Source organism: Dactylosporangium salmoneum (assembly GCF_039532525.1).
Lineage (GTDB): Bacteria > Actinomycetota > Actinomycetes > Mycobacteriales > Micromonosporaceae > Dactylosporangium > Dactylosporangium salmoneum.
The window spans coordinates 1-26,434 of record NZ_BAAARV010000113.1 but is presented as its reverse complement, the minus strand read 5'-3'; the positions used below and the strand labels follow the sequence as shown (position 1 = coordinate 26,434).

12 protein-coding genes are annotated in these 26,434 nt (G+C 70.8%); 9 read left to right on the top strand and 3 right to left on the bottom strand.

What is annotated here, in order from left to right:
- Nucleotides 1-28 precede the first annotated feature (28 nt).
- Complete coding sequence (locus tag ABD352_RS50365; protein WP_344619791.1) at nucleotides 29-1,555, top strand: acyl-CoA synthetase; 1,527 nt, start codon at nucleotides 29-31, stop codon at nucleotides 1,553-1,555.
- 4 nt (nucleotides 1,556-1,559) lie between these two features.
- Here ABD352_RS50365 and ABD352_RS50360 read toward each other — a convergent pair whose 3' ends face one another.
- Together ABD352_RS50360 and ABD352_RS50355 are read right to left on the bottom strand one after the other, a co-directional pair.
- Entirely contained in the window at nucleotides 1,560-2,816 is a 1,257-nt protein-coding gene (locus ABD352_RS50360; protein ID WP_344619790.1) for a cytochrome P450 family protein, read from the bottom strand.
- Between the two features lie 3 nt (nucleotides 2,817-2,819).
- Nucleotides 2,820-4,016 carry a cytochrome P450 family protein gene (locus tag ABD352_RS50355; protein ID WP_344619789.1) on the bottom strand — a complete coding sequence of 399 codons (1,197 nt, stop codon included), beginning with the start codon at nucleotides 4,014-4,016 and terminating at the stop codon, nucleotides 2,820-2,822.
- Nucleotides 4,017-4,288: 272 nt separating this feature from the next.
- On the opposite strand from ABD352_RS50355, the gene ispH reads away from it, so the two are divergent.
- From ispH to ABD352_RS50335, 4 genes are all read left to right on the top strand, one after another.
- Nucleotides 4,289-5,236 carry a 4-hydroxy-3-methylbut-2-enyl diphosphate reductase gene (gene ispH, locus ABD352_RS50350; protein ID WP_344619788.1) on the top strand — a complete coding sequence of 316 codons (948 nt, stop codon included), beginning with the start codon at nucleotides 4,289-4,291 and terminating at the stop codon, nucleotides 5,234-5,236.
- The gene (locus ABD352_RS50345; RefSeq protein WP_344619787.1) at nucleotides 5,233-8,193 is read left to right on the top strand and encodes an AfsR/SARP family transcriptional regulator; all 2,961 of its coding nucleotides are present in this window, start codon (nucleotides 5,233-5,235) and stop codon (nucleotides 8,191-8,193) included. Before ispH ends, ABD352_RS50345 begins: the two co-directional genes overlap by 4 nt.
- A gap of 173 nt (nucleotides 8,194-8,366) precedes the next feature.
- Entirely contained in the window at nucleotides 8,367-9,254 is an 888-nt protein-coding gene (locus tag ABD352_RS50340; RefSeq protein ID WP_344619786.1) for an alpha/beta fold hydrolase, read from the top strand.
- A gap of 76 nt (nucleotides 9,255-9,330) precedes the next feature.
- Nucleotides 9,331-9,810 carry a sigma-70 family RNA polymerase sigma factor gene (locus tag ABD352_RS50335; protein WP_344619785.1) on the top strand — a complete coding sequence of 160 codons (480 nt, stop codon included), beginning with the start codon at nucleotides 9,331-9,333 and terminating at the stop codon, nucleotides 9,808-9,810.
- 71 nt (nucleotides 9,811-9,881) lie between these two features.
- On the opposite strand, the gene ABD352_RS50330 is transcribed toward ABD352_RS50335, so the two are convergent.
- Nucleotides 9,882-10,124 (bottom strand): zf-HC2 domain-containing protein, encoded by a 243-nt coding sequence (locus ABD352_RS50330; protein WP_344619784.1) that lies wholly within the window; start codon nucleotides 10,122-10,124, stop codon nucleotides 9,882-9,884.
- A gap of 267 nt (nucleotides 10,125-10,391) precedes the next feature.
- On the opposite strand from ABD352_RS50330, the gene ABD352_RS50325 reads away from it, so the two are divergent.
- From ABD352_RS50325 to ABD352_RS50310, 4 genes are all read left to right on the top strand, one after another.
- Nucleotides 10,392-10,640, top strand: a complete 249-nt coding sequence (locus ABD352_RS50325) for a YbaB/EbfC family nucleoid-associated protein (protein ID WP_344619783.1) — start codon at nucleotides 10,392-10,394, stop codon at nucleotides 10,638-10,640.
- A 35-nt stretch (nucleotides 10,641-10,675) separates the two neighbouring features.
- A complete protein-coding gene (locus ABD352_RS50320; protein WP_344619782.1) occupies nucleotides 10,676-11,695 on the top strand; it encodes an alpha/beta hydrolase in 1,020 nt (339 codons plus the stop codon).
- 9 nt (nucleotides 11,696-11,704) lie between these two features.
- Nucleotides 11,705-14,092: a hypothetical protein gene (locus ABD352_RS50315; RefSeq protein ID WP_344619781.1), complete on the top strand. Its 2,388-nt coding sequence runs from the start codon at nucleotides 11,705-11,707 to the stop codon at nucleotides 14,090-14,092.
- Between the two features lie 44 nt (nucleotides 14,093-14,136).
- Nucleotides 14,137-26,434 (top strand): hypothetical protein (locus ABD352_RS50310; protein ID WP_344619780.1); only part of this gene is annotated, 12,298 nt, incomplete at its 3' end.

Genomic DNA, 26,434 nt, shown 5'->3' with positions numbered 1-26,434 from the left:
TAACCTGACGGTGGGAGGAGATCACCGAATGTATGTAACCCAGGCACTCCACAGAGCGGTCCAGCTGGACAGGCACCGGCCGATGACGATCTTCGGGGACCGGGTACGGTCCACGGCCGAATCCGCGGACCGGGTCGGCCGCCTGGCCGCCGGGCTACGGTCGCTCGGGGTCGGCCGCGGGGACAGGGTGGCGCTGCTCGCGACGAACTCGGACCGTTTCCACGAGAGCCTGCTCGGTGTCGCGTGGGCGGACGCCGTCGTCGTGCCGATCAACCACCGGTGGGCTCCCGCCGAGATCCTCTTCGCGGTGCGCGACTGCGGGGCGCACGTCCTGATCGTCGACGAAGGCCTGCTGGCCACCGTGGCCACCGTGCGCGAGCAGGTCGACCTGTCGGCCGTCGTGGTCATGACCGACGCGGACGCCCCGGCCGGCACTGTCTCGTTCGAGCAGGTCGTCGCCGGCCACGTGCCGATGCCCGACAGCCGCCGGGGCGGTGACGAACTGTTCGGCATCTTCTACACCGGCGGCACGACCGGGCAGCCGAAAGGCGTGATGCTGACGCACGACAATCTGCTCGCGTCCGCTTGGGGCAGTCTGGCGACCGGGCAGTTCGTGACGCCCGGCGGCCGGTTGCTGCACGCCGCGCCGATGTTCCACCTCGCGGACCTCGCGACCTGGGTCGCCGCGCTGGTCACCGCGGGCACGCACGTGATGGTGCCGGGGTTCACACCGGCGGGAGTTCTGGCGGCCGTGGAACGCCACCGGGTGTCCGACATGCTGCTGGTGCCCTCGATGATCCGGCAACTGGTCGACTTCGCCGATGCGGGCCGTTTCGACGCGTCGAGCCTGGCCCACCTGATCTACGGCGGTTCCGGCATGCCCGACGCGTTGCTGGCACGGGCACGCGCGATGTTCCCGCGGGCCGGGTTCGTCCAGGCCTACGGCATGACGGAACTCGCCCCGGTGGCGACCCTGCTGCTGCCGGACGACCACGACCGGCCCGAGCTCGCGGGCTGCGCCGGGCGCGCCGCCCCGCACGCCCGGGTACGCGTCGTCGACCACGACGGCGAAGAGGTGCCATGGGGTACCGTCGGCGAGATCGTCGTGGCCGGCGATCACGTCATGTGCGGGTACTGGCAGCGGCCGGACGACACTGCCGACGCGGTCCGTGACGGGTGGATGCACACCGGCGACGCCGGCTACATGGACGGACGCGGGTACGTCTTCGTCGTCGACCGCCTCAAGGACATGATCATCTCCGGCGGCGAGAACGTCTACTCGGCTGAGGTGGAGAACGTGCTGACGCTGCACCCGGCGGTGGCGGCCTGCGCCGTGATCGGATTGCCGGACGAGCAGTGGGGCGAACGGGTCCACGCGGTGGTGGTGCTCTCGACGGAAGCGGATGTCACCGCCGAGAAACTGCGGGAGTTCTGCCGGCCGCGGCTGGCGGGGTACAAGATTCCGCGCAGCGTCGAGTTCGCCGACTCGATGCCCGCATCGGGTGTGGGCAAGGTGCTCAAGCGACAACTACGTGACGAACGGCTCGCGCGATGAGCCGTCAATCACCGTCGGGCGCTGACGCGCGCCCGAGCCGCACCGGCAGGGCGCGCACGCCCCTGATGATGCGGCTGTGCCGCCACTCGATGATGTCGACCGGTACCGCCAATTCCATGTGAGGGCGGGCCGCGAGCAGTTCCTCAAGGGCCACCCGGGCCTCCAGCCGGGCCAGCGGCGCCCCGAGGCAGTAGTGCACTCCGTGGCCGAACGCGAGGTGCGACCCGCTGTGTTGAAGGTCGTAGACATCCGCGTCGGCGAACTTCGCCGGATCACGGTTGACGGCACCGTGGTGGACCAGCACCGCGTCGCCGGCCGCGATCAGCGCGTCGCCCACCTGGATGTCCTCGGTGGCGTACCGGGGGGTCACCGTCTTCACCGGGGACTCGACGCGGAGGATCTCCTCGATCGCCACGGGGACGAGGCCGGGGTCCGCGACGAGCCGCGCCAGCCGGCCGGGTGCGGACATCAGCACCAGGAGACCGTTCGCGATGAGGTTGACCGTGGTCTCGTAGCCCGTGGCGAGCAGCAGGAACGCCATCGTGATCAGCTCGCGCTCGTCGAGGCGGTCGTCATGGTCACGGGCCTTGATCAGGCCGTCGAGCAGCGTTCCCTCGTGCTCGACATCGAGGGTCGCGTCGGCCAGCTCCTCGCGGCGCCGACGAATGAGATCCCCCAGTATGGTCGCGAGTCGCCGCGACGCCTCCGCCTGTAGCTCGCCCTCGCTCTCGGAGGCGCCCGCGTACCTGTCGGTCCAGTAGCGGAACTCCCCCAAGCGCGGGGTCGGCACCCCGAACAGCTCCGCGATCACCTCGACCGGCAACGGGCCCGCGTACGCCGCGAGCAGGTCGGCCCGCGCGTCCCCGGCCGGCAGCGCGGCGATCAGCTCCCGGGCGGTCGTGCGGATCCGCGGCTCAAGAGCCGCCACCCGTCGCGGCGTGAAGACCTTCGACACCAGGCGCCGCAGCCGGGTGTGGTCCGGCGGGTCGACGCGCAACAGGTGGGCCTGCACACCTGCGGTGGTGACGCCGGTCCAGGCAACGGTGTGTGCCTCCGGACCGGCGTACCGCAGGCCGTCGTTGCTCATCCGCGGGTCCGACAGTATCCGCACGGCCTCGTCGTAGCGGGTGACCAGCCAGACGGGTAGGCCGTCGACGACTACCCGGGACAACGGCGCCTGGTCGCGCAGTGCCGCGAGCGAGGTGTACGGATCGCGGGTGGACTCCCGGTCCGAGGTGCTCAGCGTCGGTCGATCAGACATGAGTCAGGCCAGCATGAGGGGCAGCGCGTCCGGACGGTGCACGAACGTCGCCTGGCTCCACGTCATTTCGGCGGCGGGGACAGCGAGGCGCAGACCGGGGAAGCGCCGCAGCAACGTCCCGATCGCCAGCTCGCCCTCCAAGCGGGCCAGCGGGGCGCCGAGGCAGAAGTGGATCCCGTGGCCGAACGCGAGATGCCGGCCCTGTGCCCGGGCCGGGTCGAGGCGGGCGGGGTCGGTGAACCGGGCGCTATCACGGTTGGCCGCCTGGAGATCGATGGCGACGAGGTCACCCGCCGAGATCCGGGTGTCGCCCAGGTCGAACGACTCGACCGCGGCCCGCATGTTGGCCGTGGGAACCGGACTTTCCAGCCGCAGGAACTCCTCGATCGCCCCTGGGAGCCGACCGGCGTCCTCGCGCAGCCGCACGGCCAGGTCCGGCTGCGTCATGAGCAGGTAGACGCCATTGCCGATCAGGCTCACCGTCGTGTCGTGTCCGGCGACGATCATCAGGAAGATGGTCGAGGTGAGCTCGTTCGCGGTGAGGGCGTCGCGTTCGTCGCGGGCCCGGATCAGCCCGGAGATCAGTGCGTCGTCAGGATGCTCGCGCCGGTCGGCGATCAGGTCGCGCAGGTAGTCCACGAACTCCACCGCGGCCGCCACCGGGAAATCGGGCGAGCCAAGGCCGGAGATGATGGTCCGGGACCAGTCGCGGACCCGAGGGCGGTCGGCCTCGGGGATGCCCAGTAGCTCGCTGATGACCAGGATCGGCAACGGCTCGGCGAAGGCCGTCATCAACTCGACTCGGTCGCCCGGGGCGAAGCCGTCGATCAGGTCCTCGGTCAGACGGGCAATCCACGGTCGCATCGCCTCCACACGGCGGGCGGTGAAGACGCTGGAGACCAGACGGCGCAGCCGCGTGTGGTCCGGCGGATCGGAGTTGGTCAGCCCTTTCAGCAGTGCGTCGCGGAGGTCCGGCTCGAGCTTCCCGCCGTCGAGAGCGCCGGCGGCCAGCATGGCGGCCGCCGACAGCCGGCTGTCGTTCAGCGCCGCGATGGCCTCGTCGTAGCCGGCCACCGTCCACACCGGCATGCCGTTGGACAGTGTCGACCGATAGACCGGGCCGCGGTCCCGACGCTCGTTCCCTGTATCGACGTTGACGGACACCTTGTCGAGTGCGGTGATGTTGCCGTCGAGATCCACAGTGGACTCCCTCCGAAGCGGATGCGCCGCGACGCCGGCACCGGTGCGCGTGGACACCAGAATGGTCCAGGACGGCGGTCGGAGGGGTACGTCAATTGACTGCTTTCCGGGACGCGGGGCGTGAAGCAGGTGATTTGATCGTGAACGCCGGCCGGCCTGCTCCCGTAGTTCATTTGGACAGCCTCCAGCGAAGCCGAGGTTCAGGAGCCGACATGACCTGTACGACGAACAGCGCCCACCGACGCACGCGCCGAGAGAACTGAGGAGTCCCGATGGGTCGCGTGTTGCTGGCCGTCCCGAGAGGCTTCTGCGCCGGCGTCGACCGGGCCGTCGAGATCGTCGAACAGGTACTCGCCGATGTCGGGGCGCCGCTCTACGTCCGCGGCCAGATCGTTCACAACCGGCGTGTGGTGGACGACCTCGCCGCTCGGGGCGTGGTCTTCGTGGACCGGGTCGACGACGTCCCTCCGGGTTCCACGCTGGTGTTCTCGGCGCACGGTGTCCCACCGTCCGTGCGGACCGACGCGGCGCGGCGCGGCCTGCGGGTGTTCGACGCGACATGCCCACTCGTCGCCAAGGTGCACGGAGAGGCGCGCAGATACGCCCGCGGCGGGTACGACATCGTCCTGATCGGCCAGGCCGGCCACGACGAGGTGGTCGGGGTCGTCGGTGAGGCGCCGGACCGCGTCGTCGTCGTCAACCCGGCAACCGCCGGCGACGTCACCCTGGCCCCGGACCGGCCCGCGGTGATGCTGAGTCAGACGACGCTGACGGTGGACGAGGTCGACGCAGCGGCGGCCCGACTGCGCATACATCATCCCGATTTGCGCCGGCCGCCGACCGATGACGTCTGCTACGCCAGCCAGAACCGCCAGGACGCCGTCGAAGCGCTGGCCGCGCGATGTCCCCTCGTCGTTGTCGTGGGCTCGGCGAACTCGCACAACTCGCGTCGCCTGGCCGAAACGGCGCGGCGGCACGGAGCCGCCGCGCATCTGGTCGACGGCGCCGGTGACCTCGACGTCGCGTGGTTCACGGACGTCGAGACGGTCGGTGTGACGGCCGGCGCGTCGGCCCCGGAAAGGGCCGTCCAGGAGGTCGTCGCCGCCTTGGCCGGCCACGGCTTCGAGACGGTGGAGCAGCTCACCGTCCGAGTGGAGTCCGAACGCTTCGCGCTTCCCGCCGCGTTGCGCGGCAGCGGGAGTGCGGTCGCGGCCGGATGAGTGACGCGTGGGCCGCGCCCGTGCGGCGGGCCCGCCGGGTCAACCCGGCCGGGCCGACCCGGCGGATCTCGCGTCGCTCGACCCGACGGCCAACATACGTCATTCGACGCAATCGTCGTCCGGGCCGCCGGCCTAGCGTGGTATCCGCGGACAAAGGAGATTTCAGGAGGGCACCGCCGATGACGGACGTGCGGTTCGCGGTACTCGGGCCGGTACGGGCGTGGCGGCGGGACACCGAGCTCGACCTCGGCTCACGTCAGCAACGGCTCGTCCTCGCCCTGCTGCTGGCCCGGCCGAACCGGCCGGTGAGCACATCGGAGCTGCTCGACCTGTTGTGGGACGACGAACCCCCGCGCAGCGCGGTCAACATCGTGCACCGGTACATCGGAACCCTGCGCCGCGTCCTCGAACCGGATCTCGCGTTGCGGGCCAACGGCGAGTGGCTGTTCGGCCGGGGCTCCGAATACCGCCTGCGGGCCGACGCGCAGACGTCGGACCTGGTGCGCTGCCGGCAACTGACCGACGACGCCCGCAAGGCGACCGCGCGCGGTCAGGCGGACGTCGCGATGACGCAGTTCGCCAAGGCACTCGAACTGTGGCAGGGCCAGTGCGCGGCCGGGCTGGAACCGGCCTCCGGCGTCCATCCCGCGTTCGTCGCCGTCGACCGTGAGTACTCGGCCATCGCGCACGACGCCGCGGAAGCGGCCCTCCGGTACGGGAGCATCGGCAAGATCCTGCCGGGAGTACGGCAGGCGGCCGAGCGCAACCCGCTGGACGAACCGCTGCAGTCGCAACTGATCTTGCTCTTGGCCGCCGACGGCAAGCAGGCCGAGGCGTTGGCCACCTACGAGCACGTCCGCCACCGGCTGGCCGACGAGCTGGGGGTCGAGCCGAGCCGCGAGCTGCGCTCGGCCCACGAGCGGGTCCTGCGGCAACACATTGGCGCCGACGACGCCGCACCCCCGGCCCCGCGGTTCTTGAAACCGGCGCAACTGCCGGCCGACCTCGCCGCCTTCACCGGGCGGGCCGACACGCTCGACCGGGCGGCCGCCATGGTGTCCGCGAGCACCGACGCCACGACGATCGTGGCCGTCGACGGCATGCCCGGCATCGGCAAGACCGCCTTCGCGCTGCGTCTTGCCCATCTCAGCACCCCCCAGTTCCCCGACGGCCAGCTCTACATCGATTTGCGTGGCTACGGACCGCCCCAGTCGATGGTCGGGCCGGGCGAGGCTCTGCGCCGGTTCCTCAACGCGCTCGGCGTACCGCAGAACGACATTCCGACCGACCTCGCCGACCAGGCGGCCCTGTACCGCAGTGTCATGGCCGATCGCCGGATCCTCGTCGTACTCGACAACGCCCGCAGCATCGAGCAGATCCAGGATCTCCTGCCGGGCTCGGCCACCGCACTGGTGATCGTCACGAGCCGCGGCACCCTCCTCGACCTCGTCACCCGCAACGGGGCCCACCGGATCACGCTCGGCGTGCTCACCGCGCCCGAGGCCCGCGCGGCGCTGGCCCGTCGCGTCGGCACCGACCGCGTCGCGGCGGAGCCCGAGGCCATGGAGAAGATCATCCAGCAATGTGGACGTCTCCCGCTCGCCCTGGCGATCGCCGCCGCCGGCATCGTGAGTCATCCCGGTTCGTCGCTCGCCGACATCGCGCACGAACTCGACCATGCACCGGACGCCCTCGACGGTCTCGACGGTCTCGGCCCCTCGCAGGGCGCACGACCGGGCCTGCGTGGCGTGTTCTCGTGGTCCTACGACGCACTCAGCCCGGCCGCGGCAAGGCTGTTCAGGCTGCTCTCCGTCCATCCCGGCCCAGACATCGCACTCGGCGCCATCGCCAGCCTGGGCGGGTTGACGGCATCATCCGCACGTGCGCTGACCGGTGAGCTGGCGCTGGCCCACATGGTCACCGAGCGGCGGCTCGGCCGGTTCATCGTCCACGATCTGATCAGTGCGTACGCGACGGAACTCTGCCGCGAGGTGGACACCGACGACGAGCGGCGAGCCGCGCTGTACCGCTGCTTCGACCACTACCGTCACAGTTCCCACGCCGCCAACCTGCGCCTGCTACCGCTGATGCCGCCACCCGAGCCGGAGCCGGCCCGGCCCGGTGTGACCGCCGAGACCTTCCCCGACGCCATCCGAGCGATGGCGTGGTTCGACGCCGAATGCCACGTGCTGAACACCGTCGTCCGGCACGCCGCGCAGCAGGGCGCCGAACCGGTCGCCTGGCCGCTCGCCCTGACGTTGCAGCAGTTCTACCAGCGCATGGGCCGGTACCACGACTGGGCCGCGACCATGGGCTGCGCGCTGGAGGCGGCCGAACGCATCGGTGACGTCACCGGGCAGGCGCACAGCCATCGCAGCCTCTCCGGGGCATTCCTCAAGCTTGGCGAACACGACCGGCACCGCCGGCATCTGGAGGCCGCGCGGGCACTGTACGAACAGCTCGGCTGGTCGGCTGAACAGGCATACGTCCACTCCAACCTGGCCGACGGGCTGTTCATGCGCGGACGGTTCACTGAGTCGCTTGCAAGCGACGAGCGGGCATTTGCGCTGTTCAAACAGACCAGCCACAACAAGGGCATGGCCGGATCGCTCTATGGCCAGGCCGCCTGTCTCATCGCGATGGGACGTCTCGACGAGAGCATCGGCCCCACGTATGAGTCAATGCGATTGTTCCAGGAATTGGGTGACGCCAACGGCGAAGGGCTCGTGTGGAACATCCTCGCCGAGGCCTACCAGCGGCGCGGCGACCACCACGAGGCCGCACAGTGCCGGCGACGAGGCATCGACCTGTACCGGAAGGTAGACAGCCGGTTCAACGCCGCCGAGGCATTCATCCGGCTCGGCCTGACCGGGATGGCCACCGGCGACTACCGGTCCGTACGCGAATGCCTGACCCAAGCGCTCGAACTACTCGACGATCGCGTGGACGAGAGCTGAGCACCGAACGGTAGCTCCACCGCGCCACACGCCCTGGCCCAACCACCATCGGCAGGGGCGTTTTCCGCGTCCGCACCGGCTGCACTTCGTATGTCACTCGATGCGCACTATTGCCGCACAGGGTCTACCTAGGTTGGTTGCAATGGCATTGTTCCGTAACGGCTAGGAGTCCCATGGCCACCGATCCATTATCGGCCGGTGAGCACCTGCTCGAGGTCGACGGCCGACCCCAGTGGTACCACGTGGCCGGACGCGGGCCGGTGTGCCTCGTCCATCCCGGCGGCCCGGGGCTCGGCTGGGAATACCTGCGCATGCCGGAGCTTGAGACGCACCTGACGGTGGTGTATCTGGAGCCGATCGGGACCGGCCGGTCGGCCCGCTTCGACCGCGCCGACGACTACAGCATCGACCGCTACACCGAGTTCCTCGGCCGGGTGCTGGATCACCTGGCCGTTCCCGCGCCTCTGCTGCTCGGTCACTCCCACGGCGGCTTCGTCGCCCAGACGTACGCGCTGAGCCGGCCCGAACGTCTGGGCGGGCTGGTGCTCTACGCCACCTCCCCGGCCACCGGGCCCGACTTCTGGACCGCGGCCGTGACCAACGTCCAACTGTTCCCGCAGCAGTACCCGGACCGTCCCGCCGCGGCGGACATCCCGCCGGCCTTCCGGGCCGCACTGACCGCCGACACCGACGCGGCTTACTGCGAAGCGCTGCGCCGCCTGCTGCCGGTCTACCTGGCCGACCCGTGGGGTGAGCGGAGCCTGCTCGAAGACGTGCAGCACGGGTTGCGGGCGTGGGTCGCGCCGTCCCGCGCACAGGAGCCCCGGCCGTTCGACGTCCGCGCCTCGCTCGCCGGGCTCACCGTACCCAGCCTGATCCTCACCGGCGCTCACGACTTCATCTGCGGCCCCCGCTGGGCCCAGGCCCTTGCCGCCGCGATCCCCGATGCCCGGCTCGTCACGTTCGACGACAGCGGGCACCTGCCCCACGTCGAAGAAGCGCACACATTCGCCGCCACCGTCGCCGGCTTCGCCCACGGCCGCCAACCCGGGCCGAACTGACCACCACGAGGACGGAGTCCACCCCATGACAAGCGCCAATGGGACTGTCACCTGCAGAAACTCCGCGGACGAGCGGATGGCCGCCATCCACCGGGCCCACTCGGAGCCGCTGTACCGGTTCCTGCTCCGCCTCACCCTCGGCCAGCGTCAGGCCGCCGAGGATCTGCTCCAGGAGACGCTGCTGCGCGCCTGGCAACACCGCGACGACCTGCCACCCGGTGACGCCGTCCGGCCGTGGCTGTTCACCGTCGCCCGGCGGATTGCGATCGACGCGGCCCGCAGCCGCGCGGTGCGGCCCAAGGAGATCGACTCGATCGACCTCACCACGTTCGCGGACGACGGCTACCCCATCGAGCATCTCGTGAACGACATCACGGTCCGGACCGCGCTGAGCCGGCTCGCCCCCAACTACCGCAACGTCCTGCTCGAGGTGTACATCCGGGAACGCTCGACCACGGAGGCGGCGAAGATCCTGAACATCCCCGAAGGCACCGTCAAGTCACGTACCCACCACGCGTTACAGATGCTCCGGGCGGCGTTCAGAGATCGCGGCTGAGATGTACGACCAACGCCATTGCATGAACTTCACGCAACGGTGTTGGACGTACGCCGGCGGCACGATCTCCCTCAGCGCCACCACAACCTGAACCGGCGGCGCCGACGGGGAGGAACCACCGTGCCGCTCGCCAGCAGGGCCGCCACCTCATGGTCGGGCAGGCGGCTCAGTTCGGTCGCCACTGGGCCGAACTCGTCGCACTCCCGCTGGCACGTCCGGCACGAGGCGAGATGCCGTTCGAAGGCGTGCTCGCGCACCGGGTCGAGGGCACCGAGAAGGTACAGCGCGGCCGCACCATGGCCGAACTCAGTCATCGGTGTGCCGTCTCCGCCGTGATCGCCACGGTCCGTCCCTTCGTCGGATGTCGTCACCTGCACGACGGGCCGGCCCGGGACTCAGTTCACACCCGATTCCGGCGGCGACAGGGTCCGCGGCGATCGGCCGTCGACTGCGGATCGTCCGAACCGGCGCGTTCGCCGGCACGTAGTGGTTGCCAGGCACGTCGATACGGCCGCTGATGACCGGAGGAAGACATGCGATCCCAGGGGCAGAGCAACCCGCGGCAGTTGATGGAACAGGCGATGACCTTGCGAGACAACCTGCTCACGCTCCAGCGCGACCTGAACGAGGTCGAGCTGACCGGCACTGCGGGCAACGGCCAGGTGGTGGCGACGATGCGCGGCAACGGCGAACCGGTCCGCGTGCACATCGACCCGGCCGCCGCCGCCCGGCACGCCGTGGCCACGCTGGAACAGCTCGTCCTGGGCACCATACGTGAGGCCCAGCAGGCGACCCGAACGTACGGCCGGGCCAAGACCCGGATCGTCTGAGGCCGGTGAGCACATTGTCCGTCCGCAACGAACCGATGACATCACCTCAACACCGCACCCAGTACACCGTCCCCGTCCGGATCGCCGACCCGGGGCCCTACGACCAGCACGTCTGGGGCGAGCTCTGCTATCGCGGCTCGACCCCGCCGGACACGGTCCTGCTGCTCGTCCACGGTTCGTCGTACAACCACCTGTACTGGGACCCACCCGTCCAGAATAGTCGGTATTCGTTTGTTCACGAGGCGACGCGGGCCGGTTTCGCGACCTTCAACGTCGATGCGCTCGGCACCGGCAACAGCTCAGTGCCGCCGCCGAGCCTGCTCACGGTCGAGGCCGAAGCCATCGCTTTTCATGATGTAGTAACGGCGCTGCGGTCCGGTGCCCTCGGTACCTCATTCCGCCGAGTCGTCTGGGTCGGGCATTCATTGGGTTCGACAGACGGCATCACGGTGGCGGCGCACTACCCCGACGACATCGACGCCCTGATCGTCACCGGTCTGCTGCACGGCCAGAGCGCCGAACAGGGTGCGGCGCTGGCCGCGGAGGTGTATCCGGCGAACGAAGACCCGAAGTTCGCGGAATCCGGTCTGTATTCCGGCTACGACACCTTCCGGCCGGGCGGCCGGGCCCGGCTGTTCTACAACCCGGCGACCGCCGACCCCGCCATGCTGCGGCTGGACGAGGAGACCAGGGACGTCGTCGCGTTCGGCGTCAAGCTGCCGGAGGTGGGCGCCCTGTTGTTCCCGCCGCGTCCGGAGGAAGGGCTCACGTACCGGGTCAACCTGCCGGTGCTTCTCGTGCTGGGTCAGCGTGATGCGATGTTCTGCGGCGCCGACTGGCTCGACTGCGACTCACAGACCGCGGTGCACGACTACGAAGCCGCGTACTACGGGCCGGACGCCAGCCTGACGACCATGCTGGTTCCCGGCACCGGGCATTGCCTCGCCTGGTCGACGACCGCGCCGTCCACGCACGCGGCCATGCTGGCGTGGACGGGCGGTGTGGTCCGGCCGCAGTCGTCACCGGTACACCACCCGAAGCGCAGCGGCGAGTAGGGGACGGCCATGGCCGACGGCGGCAGCACCTGGGTGATCTGCAAAGACCTCCTGGTCGTTCCCGTGCCGTCCGGGCTGCTCATGCTCACCAACCGGACGACGGAATCGCCCGACCCGGTGCTCATGGCCCGGGCGTTGCACCAGCCACCGCTACATGGCACGGTCGCTCTCTACCTCGATGCCGGCGCGGAGATGTCCGCTCCGGTGCAGCGGTACGTGAGCGCCCTGACCGGCCCTGAGCGCGACCGGCTCGTCATCGTGCCCTCACAGTCGGCCGGGCCGGCCGGAGACACCAAGACGCTCGAGAGCATCGCGGACTTCTACGGTGTACGCGTCCACGCCGGGCCGGGGCTGGCTCCCTCGCCGCGAACCGTGTCCGTGGACGCCGAAGAGCAGGAAACCGCGGCTACGGACGCGACCGCGATACGCGTGCTACCGCGGCTGCAGTCGGCGATGCGCGCAGCGGTGCACGCCGCGGTCGACCTCGCCACCCGCGGGCCGGCACCGTCCTGGCAGCGCCTGGAGCAGTACCTCGACCAGGCCCCCGAGATCCGGCCCGAGGCACCGCAACCGTGGCGCATATTCGGCAGCGAGTCACCGTCACCGGCGCCTTACGCACTAGGGGTGTATCTGGCGCGATACGGAACGCCCGCGGGAGTCGTGGAGGTGCTGCGACGCTCGGTGGCCCCGGTCACCTCGTCCCAGCTGTACGAGGTGCTCGGCGGTACCCCGGCCAGGGTCGATCCCGACGCGCTGATCGCCGGACTCCTCGACGCACCCGGGTCGGCGGCCCTCGTCCGGCCCGCGCCGCACGGTTCCGGGCCGGAACGGCTGATGTGGCTGATGTCCGACGACGGACCGGAGCCGAGGCTGTGGTGGGTCGAGCCACCTGACGGCCGTGGGCCGCGTACGGACGGTCCCACCATGTCCGCGGCCCTGGCCGACCCAGCGTCGAACGATCGGCGGATGGCGGTCCTGCTGGATCCGGGTACCCGTGTGGTGCGTGTCGACCCGGCCGGTCGGGCGACTGTCGCGTCGCCGTCCCGGTCCGGCCCGCCCGCGGCCCGGCCGGCAGCGCCCGACGTACCAGAAAAGCCTTTGCCGGCGACAGGTCAGCCGGCCGCGCCGGTCGAGCCGATCCCCGCGCCGGCGGGCACGCGATACGTGGGACCAGTCCTCGTGGTGGACACCGGAGATTCGTGGCGGCAGCGGGCGGACACCCTGACGCGGATCGTCCATGCGGCGGCGGACGCGCAGCGGCCGGTCGTCGCGATCAACGTCCTGCACGGCCTGGCCCAGGACAGCCCTGAACTGACGGCGCTGCGTACCGTCCTGGTGCGCTATCAGCGGCTCGGCGCGCGGCCGGTCGTTGTCGCGACCTCCAGCTCGAACGCGTACACGGCCGTCCGCGCGCAGTTCCGGCCCATCACGGTCGAGGCCCGCACGGACGGGCTCGAACAGCGCTGGCAGGTGACCGATCCGGCCGGCGTCGTGCACGCTACGGCGTCCGGGCTCGCCCCGGCGTTGTTCGCCGCGGCCGACACGGTGCCCGTGACGGCGGACGATCGCGGGCTACCGCCCGTGCTGGCCCGGTGGCTGGCCCAGAACACCTGGCCCGACGCCGAGCAGTACCTGCGGGACAACATCACCGATCTGCTCCGGCCGGACGTCGGCGAGGCACTGCACAACCTCCGCCGGCAGGAGCCCGGCGACCGCGAGGTGGGCGCCTATGACGTGATCCTCGGCTTGGTGCGGGCGGCCGGTGGGGTGGCCGACCCGTCGGCGCACCGGTTCGCGCCCACGGGACCCGTCGACCTTACCGCCATCGAACCCGGCCCCGTCCTCTCGGAGCCGCTTCGCGAGACGTTCGCCTTCGACTACCTGCAACCACACGCCGCCGCGGGAGTGGACGACGACGCCGGGGAGAAGCGGAAGCTGCGCAAGCCCTGGGACGACGAGTTGCTGTGGCTGACGTACACGGGCGGGCGGACGCGCGGTCCGGAAGAGGGCAAGGCCTGGATGGCGGACATGGCCGCCCTGGCCGGCGCGCTCGACGAAGCGGGCGAGCGCCGGATCGTCGCGAAGGACGGCGCCACAACGGTCCGGCGGTTCAGCCACGGCCAGGCCAATGCCACGGTGTTCACGGCGGTCAGCACCGTACTCGGCATCGATGCGGAGACGACCCGGCACCTGGCCGCGCAGCCGGACCCGGTCGGGGCGAACCCGGACTTGCAGGGTGCCGTCACACAGATCCAGGCCTGTCAGCTCAGTCCGATCGACCGGGTCGCGTGGGTGGTGCGGATGAGCGCCCTCGAACAGAGGATCACCGCGGACGGGCGGCCAGAGCTCGCCGGGCTTCTGAGGATCCTGACCGAAACCCTGGCCAGCTGTCCCTGACCGACCCGCCCCGAATCCCTGCCGTGTCCACAATGGAGGCCGTCATGACGCTCCCCATGCTCAGCCGCTTGCAGGAGATCTGCGGCGACGGCGTGGTGCCGGTGCCCGGCGGCTGGGCCCTGAACCTGGGTTCACAGTCCAGTGTGGACGCCACGGGGCCGCAGCTGCCCGGTGTCACACAGTTCCACCCCGGGTCCGGCCCACTGGACCTGCCACGGATGTCGCGCTTTCTCGACCGCCAGCCGCCCGAGGCGCTCGACCGCACGGTGCACACCCTGCCGCGGTCACCGGGCCGCCTCACCCTTTCCGGCCTGGGCGAGCAGGCAGATCTGCTTCGGCTTCCGGTCCAGGCCTGGGCGGCCGACCTGCGCCCGGACGAGCCCGGCGCGGCGTTGCCGTTGGCCCCGCACCGGGTGATCTATTTCGATCGGCACGGGCAGATGACCGTTCCCGGTCAGGGCGATGTGGTACGCGTGGTGCCGCGGTCCAGCCGCGCACCCCGGCCCTACGCGGACGTCAACGACGAGGTGGCGTCGATCGTCGCCGGGCACCCGCATCCGCCCGGCCGGATCGTGTTCAGTGACGGGGGTGTCGAGCTCGGGCTGCCGGCCGCGCTGGTGAACCATCGACGGCCGGCGGCCACCGGCCTGCGCGGTGCATTCGAGCGGGAGGATGTCGGGGCGGTCGGCGCGGTGCCGGTCGAGGTTCTCGACGGCTACGTCGAGCTGCTTCACCGCATGCAGTCGGCGACACCGGGCGCCCACGGCCTGGTCGCGGTGGACAGCGCCGCCGGTACCTCGCTCTATCTGGGGGTACGTGAGCCCCACGGGGTCTCGTTCATCGACCTCGCGACGTTGCGGGCGGCCCTGCTCCCCCAGGACGCGGCCGGCATATCGTTCGGGATGCTGCCGGACTCGCTGTCCGTCCAGGACGTCCTGTCCGCGTTGAACACCATCGCCGCCGGGCGCTCCACTCCCGCCGAGCGTCCGGTGGCGCCGGCGGGCCGGCCGGACGGCACACCGGCGACGGCCGAGGGGGCCCAGGATGTGGAGAGCCGGCCCCGTCCCCCGCGCCCGCGTCCCTTCAGCGAGGATTCGCTGACGCCACGGGAGCGCCAGATCTGGGACGGCACCCACCTCTCCGCGGCCGAGCAGGCGAGCATCAGGCCCGACCAGGTGTCACGCAGCCTGCGACAGCGGCGGATCACGGTCATCCGCAACCGGCGGCGCGATCTCGCCGAGACTCAGCGGTCGCTGCAGGCCGCCCGGGCCGCGCTCGACGCGGCGCCCGAGGGCCGGTTCGCCACCGTCGCCGAGCGCGAGGAGCACGTCAACGCGGCGCTGGAAGGCGCCCGGCAACGGTGGAACCGCGAGGTTCCCATCCCGGACCGGGAGGAGCCACCAACACCGCCAGCGGTCCTGCTGAGGATGGCCCGGGAGGCGCTCGGGCACGAGGAGCAGCGAGCCGCCATGTACCTGGCCGGCTCTCCGCTCGACGTCCGCACCGAGCGTCAGGTGTACCTGAACCTCGCGATGGACCACGTCGATCACCCGCGGATGACGCTGACCGACGACCAGCATCACGAGTGGGATCGCCGCGACGCCGAGGCGGCGACGCAACGCATCGCCATCCTGGCGAACGCGGTGCGCCGGCTGGCCGCGACAGTCGACGGTGCCGAGGTCGCAACAGCGCCTCCTCCGCCCGGAACCCGTCCGGTAGTCGGCGGGCCGCCCATCGACGGGCTGTCCGACCAGGAGTGGCAGACGCTGCACGGCGGGCCACTGCACCTCCGCCCGCCAATGGAGCTCACCCTCGCTCCCGAGCAGCACCACCGCGCCGGCCGGCACGAGGTGCACACGTTGCGCCTGGAAATCAGGCGGCTGTCCAGAGCCCTCGAGGACATCACGAGAACGGATCCGGTACCGCAGGCGCACAGGCAGCGGATGTTCGAGCCCCTCGAGCCGACCGCACCGGGCCGGCCGCTGGACCGGCAACCTCTCACCCGGCCCGGGCGGCAACTGTTCCGAACCGTACTGGCGACCGGACGGCGGGAACTCGTCACCTTGGTCGCACACGACGAGCACCAGTGGCCGACCGGCGGGCGGCGGCTGGGCACCGCGGCGGACCTCGACGTCGACCCGGTCAGCACGTCCGAGGCACCGGAGATGCCGGCGGGCATCAACCCGAGGACGAACACCGACACCAGCAACGTCGAGAAGGTTGAGGGGCCGGTCCAGTACGAGTACTACACCGTCGACCGGACGACCGGGCTGAGCACCAAGGAGGTCCTGGATCCGCGGGAACGCATCCACGAGACCAAGCCTCTCGGCGGGTACGAGCCAGGTGGCTACGCGTGGCGGCACGACCGCCGGGTGCCGGTAGGCGAGCCGAGGGCACGGGTACTCACCTACGACGAGGGCACCGGCCGCTGGGACGTGGTCCCGATGGACACCCGGCACGTGCCGAGCCCGCCGGACCGGAACACGGACGGCCGTCCGGTCGGCTCGGCACTCCCCGCGCCGGCACCGGCCGCCAGCACCCGCTACCAGGTGTTGCGGCGCGATCCGGACGGCGTGATCGACCTGCTCACATACCACGGCGCACCGAACGTGGCACCTGGTCCGGACGGCCCCGGCGGCATCTATCAGTACCACCGGCTGGACGGCACGCGAGCGGGCTGGCACACCGGTGTCATTCCCGGCTTCCCGGCCACGACCGTCCGTCTGGAGGGCACGGTCGCCGGCCAGACGAGTGTGGCCCTGGTCAGGGACACCGACACCGGGTTGTGGCGGCCGGTGCCGACCGTGACCGAGAACACCGCGCCGTCCGGGACTCCGGCACCACCCGCGCCGCCACGCACCTTTCACCGGCTCAACCAGACCACCGGCAACCTCGAGGACCTGCCGGTCAAGGCGATCCAGCTCGACGTCCTGGAGCTGGACCTGGGTACCGGTGCCGTCAAACGGGCCGCCTTCGCCGCCTCCCCCGGCCCGGACCTCGGCGGCCTGGCGCTCGACCCGCTGAACAATCTGGTGCTGCCGCCGCCCACCACGCGCGGCGCGCTGCGCTACGACCCGGACGCTCACGAGATCCAACTGCACCCGAGCGATGATTCGAGCGGGGGTGGTGGCACGTTCGGGGACGGCCGCCGGCCGACCGGCGGCGGCCAGCCGGGCACCACCCGGACCATCCCGGGCTCCGGCGCTGGTTCCCGGGTGGTCACCCGACGACCGATCACCACCTTCACCCGCACCGCGGACAGGTTGGCCGACCGACCGGCGGGCGACACCCCGCGGCCGGCGGGCGACGACGCCGATACGCCGCCGCCCACGCCGCAACCGGTACGTAGGCCGCAGCCGCCCACCGACCAGCGGCGATCGCGGCGCTCGACGACCACTGCCGGCGTGCCGGGCCAGGTGATCCGGACGACCAGGAGGACGCCCTCTCCTGACCGGTCCGACGAGCCGTTGGCCGGGGTGCTGGACCCGCGCCGAGCCCGGATGGCCGTAGGCAGCTTCAACCAGGTACTGGTCACTCACCGTGGCGTGACGCCGAGCAGCCTGCCGCGGCTGTCCCCAGCCATGGCGGCACTGCGCACCCAGTTCAACCGATCGTCGGCCGGCGATGAGCCGGCAGCCAACCGGCCGTCGCCATACGGCACGCTCGGGAGGGCAACCCCGGCCGGAACCGGTACCCCGGCAGCGGATCCGCCGCCACTCGCCTGGGCGCGGACGGACGATCAGCAGTTGAGCTCCGAGGCGGCATCCTTCCTCGACCAACGTGGGCTGCACGCGGTGGCCGCGGACGAGTCGGGAGGCGTGATCGGTACCGTGCTGTCCAGCGGGGTCCTGCACCGGGTACCCGGGATGCAGGCGCTGACCACGAGCGCCGCGACGGTGTCGCCGGACAGCATTGCCGGGATGCTGCTCGCCGAGCGGATCGACGGCGGCTGGCCGACACTCGGAGTGTCCGTTGTGGACCCCGCGATCGACGGTGCGATCGCGGGGTGGATCGCCGCCGGGCTGCCGGCCGACGCCGTACCGGAGCCGGTACGGGCGGGACTGGCTGACAACGACGGGCAACCCTTGCCCGGTGCCGAGGTACTGGTGCACCTGGCCGCGATGCTGGCGGGGCGCCCGGTCGACGTAGTCCGGTCCGACGGCAGCCAGGTGCGATACGGGCCGGACTCCACCGAGCCACCGATGGTGCTGGTCGCGGACAGCACGGACACGTTGCTGGCGACCGTCCCGCGGGACCTCGTACCGGCCGTGCTGGCGGCGGAGCCGGCCCAGGTGCTGCGACCCGGCCTGCCGGACGACCCGACCACGGTGCAGGACGACGCGGGTTCGCTCCACGAGCTGGGCCAGGCACTCGCGACCATCACCGGCGTCGAGAACCTTCCGCTGCCGGACCCCGAGCAGTGGGCGGCCGGACTGCGTGCCCAGCTGGTCGGCAGTACCTCCGCCGGCCAGAACGACGGCATTCCGCAGCGCGAGGACGCCACCTTGGACGGCGCGCTCGCCGCGGTGCGCGACGCGCTGTCCGGCACGCACCGTACCCCGGCACCACCGCACACCAACTGGCCGAGCGTCATCGAGCAGGCCGGCGACCCCAACAACCTCAACCGGGAACAGGCCGACGCGCTGCGCGACCGGGGGTTGGCCGCGATCTGGACCCGGCCGGACGGCAACGCGCTGTTCGAGGCGCTACGACTGGCTGGTCACCACGGTCCGGTCCGGCTGGGCAACATCGCGGATGTACCCGCCGCGTCGCTGCGATCCGCGTTCGGCACGCTGGTCCGGGCCGAACTGGGCCGGCAGGGTGAGTCGCCGTTGACCGCCGCGGAGCGCTCGGACGCAGCGGTCGGCCGGGCCGCCGTACTGGACTTCGCGGCCCGGCTGGCCACCCCGACGGGTGTGCTGTACCCGGAGACACCGCACCTGCTGGCTCGCACGATGACCGCCGTGTTCGGGGTGGATGTCGAGATCATCGGGCCGGACGGGACGCCGCACCTCTACCAGGTCCCCGGCGAGGGCGCGCCACGGCAGCCGTTGACCCTGGTCGTGGACGCGAACGGGCATGTGATGGCGACGGCACCGGTACGATCACACCCCGGTACCGTCCGGGTACCCGGTCCGGGTACGGCCGGTGTCGCCGACCATGAGTCGAGCGACCACCAACCCACGACCGACCGGAGCTCGCTCGAATACGCGACCGACCCGGAGCCGGGTGGCCCCGACGGCGGCCGGCCCGGCCCGGGCGGTGAGCCGCCGATCGATCAGGTGCGGCCCCCGCTGGTGCTGCCGCCCGCCGGTTCCACCGTGCACTCGATCGGGATCCCGCGCGGTACCCTGCCACACGTCGACGAACTGGTGAGCCAGGTACGGGCGGCGGCCATCGCGCGCGGCCGGCCGATCGCCGAGCGGCAACTCAATGAGCTGGGCCAGCGGCTGCTGGGCAACTACCGGCAGGTGGCCGGTGGCGGTCACTCGGTGACCCTCGACGGTGTCGAGTTGCTGATCACCATGGCGCCCAGCGACCCGCGGTTCATCCCCAACCCGGCCGGCTCGTACGACCTGGTGGCGCCCGGGCCCTCGCGGGACGCCGAGGCGGGCCGGGAAACGAATGCGCAGGGACGGTTCCGCGCCAACGAGAACACCCACGGTACGTTCAACACCGGCGGTGTCTCCCAGTCGCACAGCGGGCAGGGCACCTCGCTGCGTGGCCGGCTCGCGGTCGGCTTCGGATTCGGGGTGGGTCCGGGCGTGCTCCAGGCGGGCAGGTTCGGCGCGAGCATCGCCGGTACCGCCAACGAGTCGGCCTGGACCACGTCGCAGTTCAAGGATGCCGAGTCCGGGCGGGTGGAGTCCAACCGGGTGGACTCCACGCTGATCGCCTACCGGCCGAACTGGACCGTGCAGATGCGCAGCGACCCGGCGCTGGACTGGGACGACGTTCCACCGATCTGGAAGACCGACGACGCGCACCAGGACCCGTTGCTCGTCTACATCCCTGACCACTACCTGGGCGACGCCGGGCCGCAGGTGATCGCCCACAACCCGGGTCCGGGCGCCCCAGGAGAGGCGGAGTTCGAGGCCAACCAGACCCGGCTGCCGGACACCTACTTCGCCTCCGGGCTGACCGGGCTACCCAAGCTGTACGACAACATCGTCGAGCAGGTACAGGCCGGCGGCGTCCCGATGCCGCTGGGCAGCCCGATGCGCGAGGAACTGCGGCAGAAACTGTGGAAGCTGGACGCCAACCTGGGCGCGGCGATCAACGAGCACGACGGCTATCGGATCACGCTGCACGACCAGCACGGCCAGGCGGTCGCGGTGGTGCGGGTACGGACCATCCGCAGCGCCCGGGCGCAGCGGGCTGGCGCCACCAGCAATGTGTCGCACCTGGAGCGGGTGCGCACCGCGATCGTTGGGCAGAGTGCCAGCCACGGCGTGAAGAACGAGAGCAACGCCGGGCTCAGCGGTGGGGTCAACCTGGCATCGTCGTCCGGGTTCGGCTTCTCGGTGAGCGCGCATCTGGGCTGGACCTGGACCAACAACGACACGACGAACGCCGGCCGGACGGGGCTGTGGGTGCTGGTGTCTCGCTACGCCGGGCACACCAACGGGTACACGATGCCGCTGCGCCATTGGGCAACCGTGTCGACCGTTGCACGACCGGCCGCCCGGCCTGCGTTGACCGACTCGGTGGATGGCACCGCGCTGGTGCGGCTGCCCGAGCCGGCGGCCTACGCACATGGGCTGCCGGTCGACAGCCGCGCGGTGAACGGTACCCAGCCGAACCAGCGGCGGATTGCGTACCGGCCCGGCGCGACGCGGGACACCGGCGGGAAGCGGGCCACCGGCGGGGTGCTGCCCAGGCACGTGTACGACGGCCGGGGTATCGGGATGGGCCTGGCCCGGGTCGACGACGAGGCGGTGACACGGCTGCGGAACCGGGTGATGACCGAGCTTCGCGAGCGGGGCTTCCTGCCGCCGGACGACGACCGGCCGTTCCACCATTCCACAGCGGTGTACGACCAGGTGACGCAGAACATGCAATTGGCGAACCTGAACGTGGTGACGAAGTTCGTCTCCGGCGACGGGCTCGATTCGCACTTCGACCAGTCCCTGCAGGACGGGCTGCCGTTCACGCTGACGGTGCGTGAGCCGAACGGAACGTTGCGCAGCGCCCGGGTCACCATCAACGCCCGCCAGTACCTCGCCGAGTACACACCGCCCCAAGGGCCGGTGACCGACCCGGAGCAGTCGCCCAACTCGCAGTACTACCGGCGCCGGACCGGCGAGTACCACCTGGTCAACCTGGCCATCGGAACCGGCTCGGGCGGCACGCGGGCCGGTGGCGGCCAGACGTTCGCCGCCGGCGCCGGGGCGAGCGTCGGCCTTGGCTTGTTGAGCAACCTCGGCGGCGGTGTGGAGTTCCAACGCTCGGTCGGCGCCAGCCAGGGTGTCGGGTTCGTGGTCAACCGGCCGGAACTGCTGGAGTACCCGGGCGACGTGGACGAGTTCGTATTGCCCACCAGCTACTTCGCCACCATCGAGTACGACGACGGTACGCCGACGATGCGCAACGAGGACGACCCGGTGCGGGCCGAGGTGACCGTCCACCTCGTCCCGCTGCTGAACACCGGGATCGCCGAGGCCGGCCCGGCCGCAACCGCCGGCAGCCCCACCCCGCGCGAGGTCATCGACCAGGCCGTCGTCTACCACCTGGACACGTCTGGCTTGCTGGAGGCGGCACGCACGCTGCAGCCTCAGCTCACCGGCGCCGGCGCGACCAACGACGAAGAGGTCAACAACTTCGCCGGCCAGATCATGCAGCGCTCGTTCCTGAAGGAGGCGCTGGGTCACCAGTTGCAGACCAACCAGCTCTTCGAGTCCGGGCTCGCCGCCGACCGGCACGGCGCGCTCGCGGTCTCTGCCGATCTGGGCGCGTCCACGTTTGTCGGCGCGACCAAGGACCAGTTCACGCTCGGCCTGATCAAGCTGTGGCTGGCGCAGGCGTCGCACGCGTCGTCGCGTGGACACGGGATCACCGTGGACCAGCTCGACCTGGCACTGCACGGCAATCCGGGACTTCCTTTGCTGACGGACATCACCGGCGAGGTCGACCGACGCGTGCACTGGGGCTGGAACCGCAGCGAGTCGATGAGCCGGACCGGCGGCAAGGAGCTGCTCGAGCTGGACTTCCACCGGGCGTACGCCTTCGCCACGACGGTCGATTTCGTCGTCCAGGGGATCCGGGAACGGGGCGGCAAACTTGTACCGGCCCGGCCCGAGCACGGTACTGTCAGCGTCGATGGCAAGGCCATGGTGTACCTGCTGGCCGAGCCGGAGGCGCTCGCCGCGTACGCCGACGGTCACGTGCCGATCAGCCTGGCGCAGCTGCAGAACGCGTTGGACCGGTGGCAGAACGGCGAGCTGACCCTGTCCAACAGCCTGGTGGAGCGGATTCTGCGCCGGCTGATGAACGACTACGGGCCGGGTGACTCCGCTTTGCGGGAGTGGTCGGATGGCATCGCCGACACCGTGGAGGACGGGGAACGGGACGCGCTTCGGGCGGCCCTCCGCAAGGCCGGGCTGGAGACTCCGAACGACCTGTGGTCCGCGCCGTACCTGACCCGGATCGGGCCGCGTGCCCTCGGGCACAGCGGCGTACACGACTTCACGTTCAACGACGGATCCAGAATGTTCGATCTGGTGTACGAGGCGGTGGAGGCGGCCGCACCCGGTCTGCTCGGCGTCCGGCAAGACGACTGGGCCCAACGGATACGCGAGCTCCAGACCCAGGTGTGGTACCGCAAGCTGGTACCCGGTGGGCGGTCGTTGATCGGCCGGGTACCGGGTGGCCTGGATCTCCTGCAGAGCATCATGTCCGGCGGCCGGGAACAGTCGATGCTCGAGGACATGGTGGGCACGCACGGGATCTCGTTCTTCCTGGTCAACCCGATCGGCGACACGCTGACCGACGTGGTTGAGGTGAACCTCCAGCTGGTGTTGACCTCCTCCACGCCGACGGTCAGGGACTTCGTCGGCGGCACCGGCCTGGAGAACTACGGGCACGCCTACGCGGAGCAGACCACCGGTACGTCGCGGGACTCGACCCATTCCTCGACCCTCCCCAGGGTCGGCCTGGCTGGCCCGCACCACACCTCTGGGGGCCCCGAGCTGCACTTCGCCGACGGTCATCACGCCGGCGTCACCCAGGCCACCCAGAACACCGAGGAACAGACCGCGTACGACTGGACCGGCGAGTACCGGTTCGACATAGCCACCGAATTTCGGCTGACGGTCCGCCGGCTGGACATGGTCAGCCGGCCGTTGAACAACACGTTGACCCACGGGTACCGCAGTTGGGCGGGTCACACCGAGCCGGTGGTGGTGCGCCGTGCGGGCAACCTGGTTCTGCGGGTGCCGCGCGGACTGGCCGAGGCACAGCCACTGCAGGGGCCGAACCCGGTCATCGACTTGTCGGCGCTGCCCCGGCTGCCCGGCGATTCGTACATCACCGCCGCGCTCGTGGACGACGCGCTGCCGGCGGCGGAGGCGCTACTGGCCAGGGTGCTCGGCCCGGCCGCGGGCGACCCGGGGTTCCGTTCGTCGATCTCGCTGCCGGTGCTGCTGTCCCGCAGCCATCTGACCAATCACCTGACGAAGACGCTGGCCGGCCGGGAGTACCTGCTGGTCGACAACATGTTCATCCCCGGCCACTCCAGCGACCGGGTCAGTATGTGGCTCTCCGGCGACCTGTACAACCTGCGGGTGCTGGCGCCGATCGTCAACGCCACCGGCACCGGCCGGTATGCCAAACACCAGGCCGGCACCACTTCCTTCTCGAACCACGACCGGCTGCGCCCCTCGTTCGTGGGCGGCGTCGACCAGGCCGCGCAGACCCATCTCAACGACCCGGCCAACCCGACCCAGGCAGGGGCAACCGACACCTTCGACGCGAGCACTTCGGCCAGCCGGGTGGCGCCGCGCGGGGTGAACAACTCCGCTGGCGACAACTATCGTAACGAGACACACATCAAGCAGCAGGGCGAGGTTTTCCTGGTCGAGGCGGACGTGGTGCTGCGCCTGGCGGCGGAGCGGAACACGGACAACCCCCTGCTGCCCGCCCGGCACCAGAGCCGGGAATACAGCGACCCGATCACCGGAACGGTGTTCCTGGAAGTATTCGCCGACGAACTGGTGGAGCTGCAGGCGCGGGCGGCGGCCGCCAACGCCGCCGCGGCCGCGTTCGTCGATCCGGCGACCTGGCCGCGCGCGGACCGGCAGTCGCAGGAGTTCCCCCTCGATGAGCAGTTGATCAACGTCGGCGCGGAGATCGGCGACGTGCGCCGGGCCCCCAGCGAGGTGGCCCGGCGCATTCAACGCAAACTCGACCGGCCGGGGCCGATCAGGTTGACCAGCGAACCGGGTCGCCGAGTGTTCCGGGCGTACGAAGCGGTGCGGGCCTGGGCGTTCGAGCATCTGGAAGCGGTCGACCCGGCGGCCGCCGCGCGGGTATACGCCGAGCAGGCGCTCCTGCCACACCTAGAGTTGCAGCTCGCCGGGCCGAATCGGGCGGATCCGGCCGACGTGGCGGAGACCTGGACGAGAATCTGGGATCTGGTCCGCGAGGTCAACCAACGCCGCACCACGCCCGCGGCGCTTCCGCCGGAGGTCGCCTTGGCCGGGCTGGACAATGTGCACACGGCCCGGCAGGTTGCCCGGGCTCTTGGTCGCCACGTCCAGCTCGAAGACGTCGACCCGTTCGGCAATCCGGTGGTGCACCGCATCGATCCCGCCGGCCGGGTGTTCCGGCTGGACAACTTCGGCGAACCGTTGACCGCGCCCGCGGCGTACGCCATCCTCCTTGACGAGCTGAACCGGGCCAGCGCCGTCGACCCCGACGGTGAACCGGTGGATCCCGCGCGTTGGCAGGGCCGGCAGCTCGATGAGGACCGGATCCGCGCCGGGATCGACGATTTCGCGCTCTACGGGCTTTACCGCACCTCGTGGAGCCGATCGCAGACCTTCGAGCAGGCGATCCGGGGTGCGATCGCTGACCACGACCGGGCGCTCGCGGATGCCGTGGAATCGGTGGATCCTGTTCCACCGCCCCCGTCAACTCCCGCGGACTCGGACACCCGCAGCGTCCTGTCGCGCCGCCCGCGTCCTCGCGACGGGTCATTCGCCGAGTCGGATCACGACGAGGTGCGCGGTCCGAGCGACGCCGGATCGTCATACGACCCGCGCCCGGACGTTGGCGGCGACGGTGCCTGGCGCCGGCCCGGCCTGGACAGCCCGCGTGAGGACAGCGATGCCGAGGACGTGGCGTACCCGCCGCGGAGTGTGCCGAAACGTTCGTGGGGCACGACCACGCCACGCGCGAACCTCGGCGCGGGCGATCCGACGGACGACGGCCGGACCAGTAGCGATGGCAGCGGCGACCAGACAGGCGTCGGTAAGTCATCGACGTCCGACGAGCCGACGCCGCTGACATCGGCACAGTTCCCGCCGCCTCGGGAATCTGGCGCGGTGCGGCGTGATCGGGCGCTGGACGAGCTCGGCCCGGACGGACGCGCCGCGCTGCGTGAGCGCGCCGCGCAGATCGTCCGGCGGATCACCTTCGGGCTGGCCGACGACGAAACGGCCGCCTCGCATTACCCGGGCCGGGCGATCGAGTCGGGCGTCTCCCTGCACGAACAGATGCGATTCCTGCTGCCGAGCGAGCCGTTCGGCCGGCTGCAGGACGTGGCGGACGCGCTGCTCTTCGAGGGCCCGGGGGCGGCCGAACTGGTGGCCGACGGCCTGCGTTCCCAGGTGGAGACGGCGTTCGGCAGGCGATTGCGGCGACCGGCGCCGGACTTCGACGAGGTGGACCCGAACCGGATCGATACGGGACAGCAGGCTGCGCTGGGACGGCTCGGCCGGTACGCACGGTGGACTCCGCCGGGCGACGACAGTTGGTTCGCCTCGGTGCTGCGGGCCGCACGCGAGCTGCCCCAGATGCCGTCGGCACTGGCCGGCATCGACGTCCACGACCCGGACGCGCTGCGCGCGCTGATCCACGGTCAGTTCGCCGACGCGCCGGGCTTGTCCTCGGACAACGGTTTCCTCGTCGACCAGATGTTTGATGTCCGTATGGCCGCCCAGTTCCTGGGAGTGCAGATCGTCGTGGTGGACCGCAACGGCCGCCAACACGATTTCGGAGCCGGGTCGGCGATCTACCTCGTCCGCAATGGCAACCACTACATGCCGGCGTTGCCGGATCGGTCGGTGGGTTCGGTGGGTGGTGTTCCGGTGGTTGCGGCTGGTGTGGTGTCGGTTGGTGGGT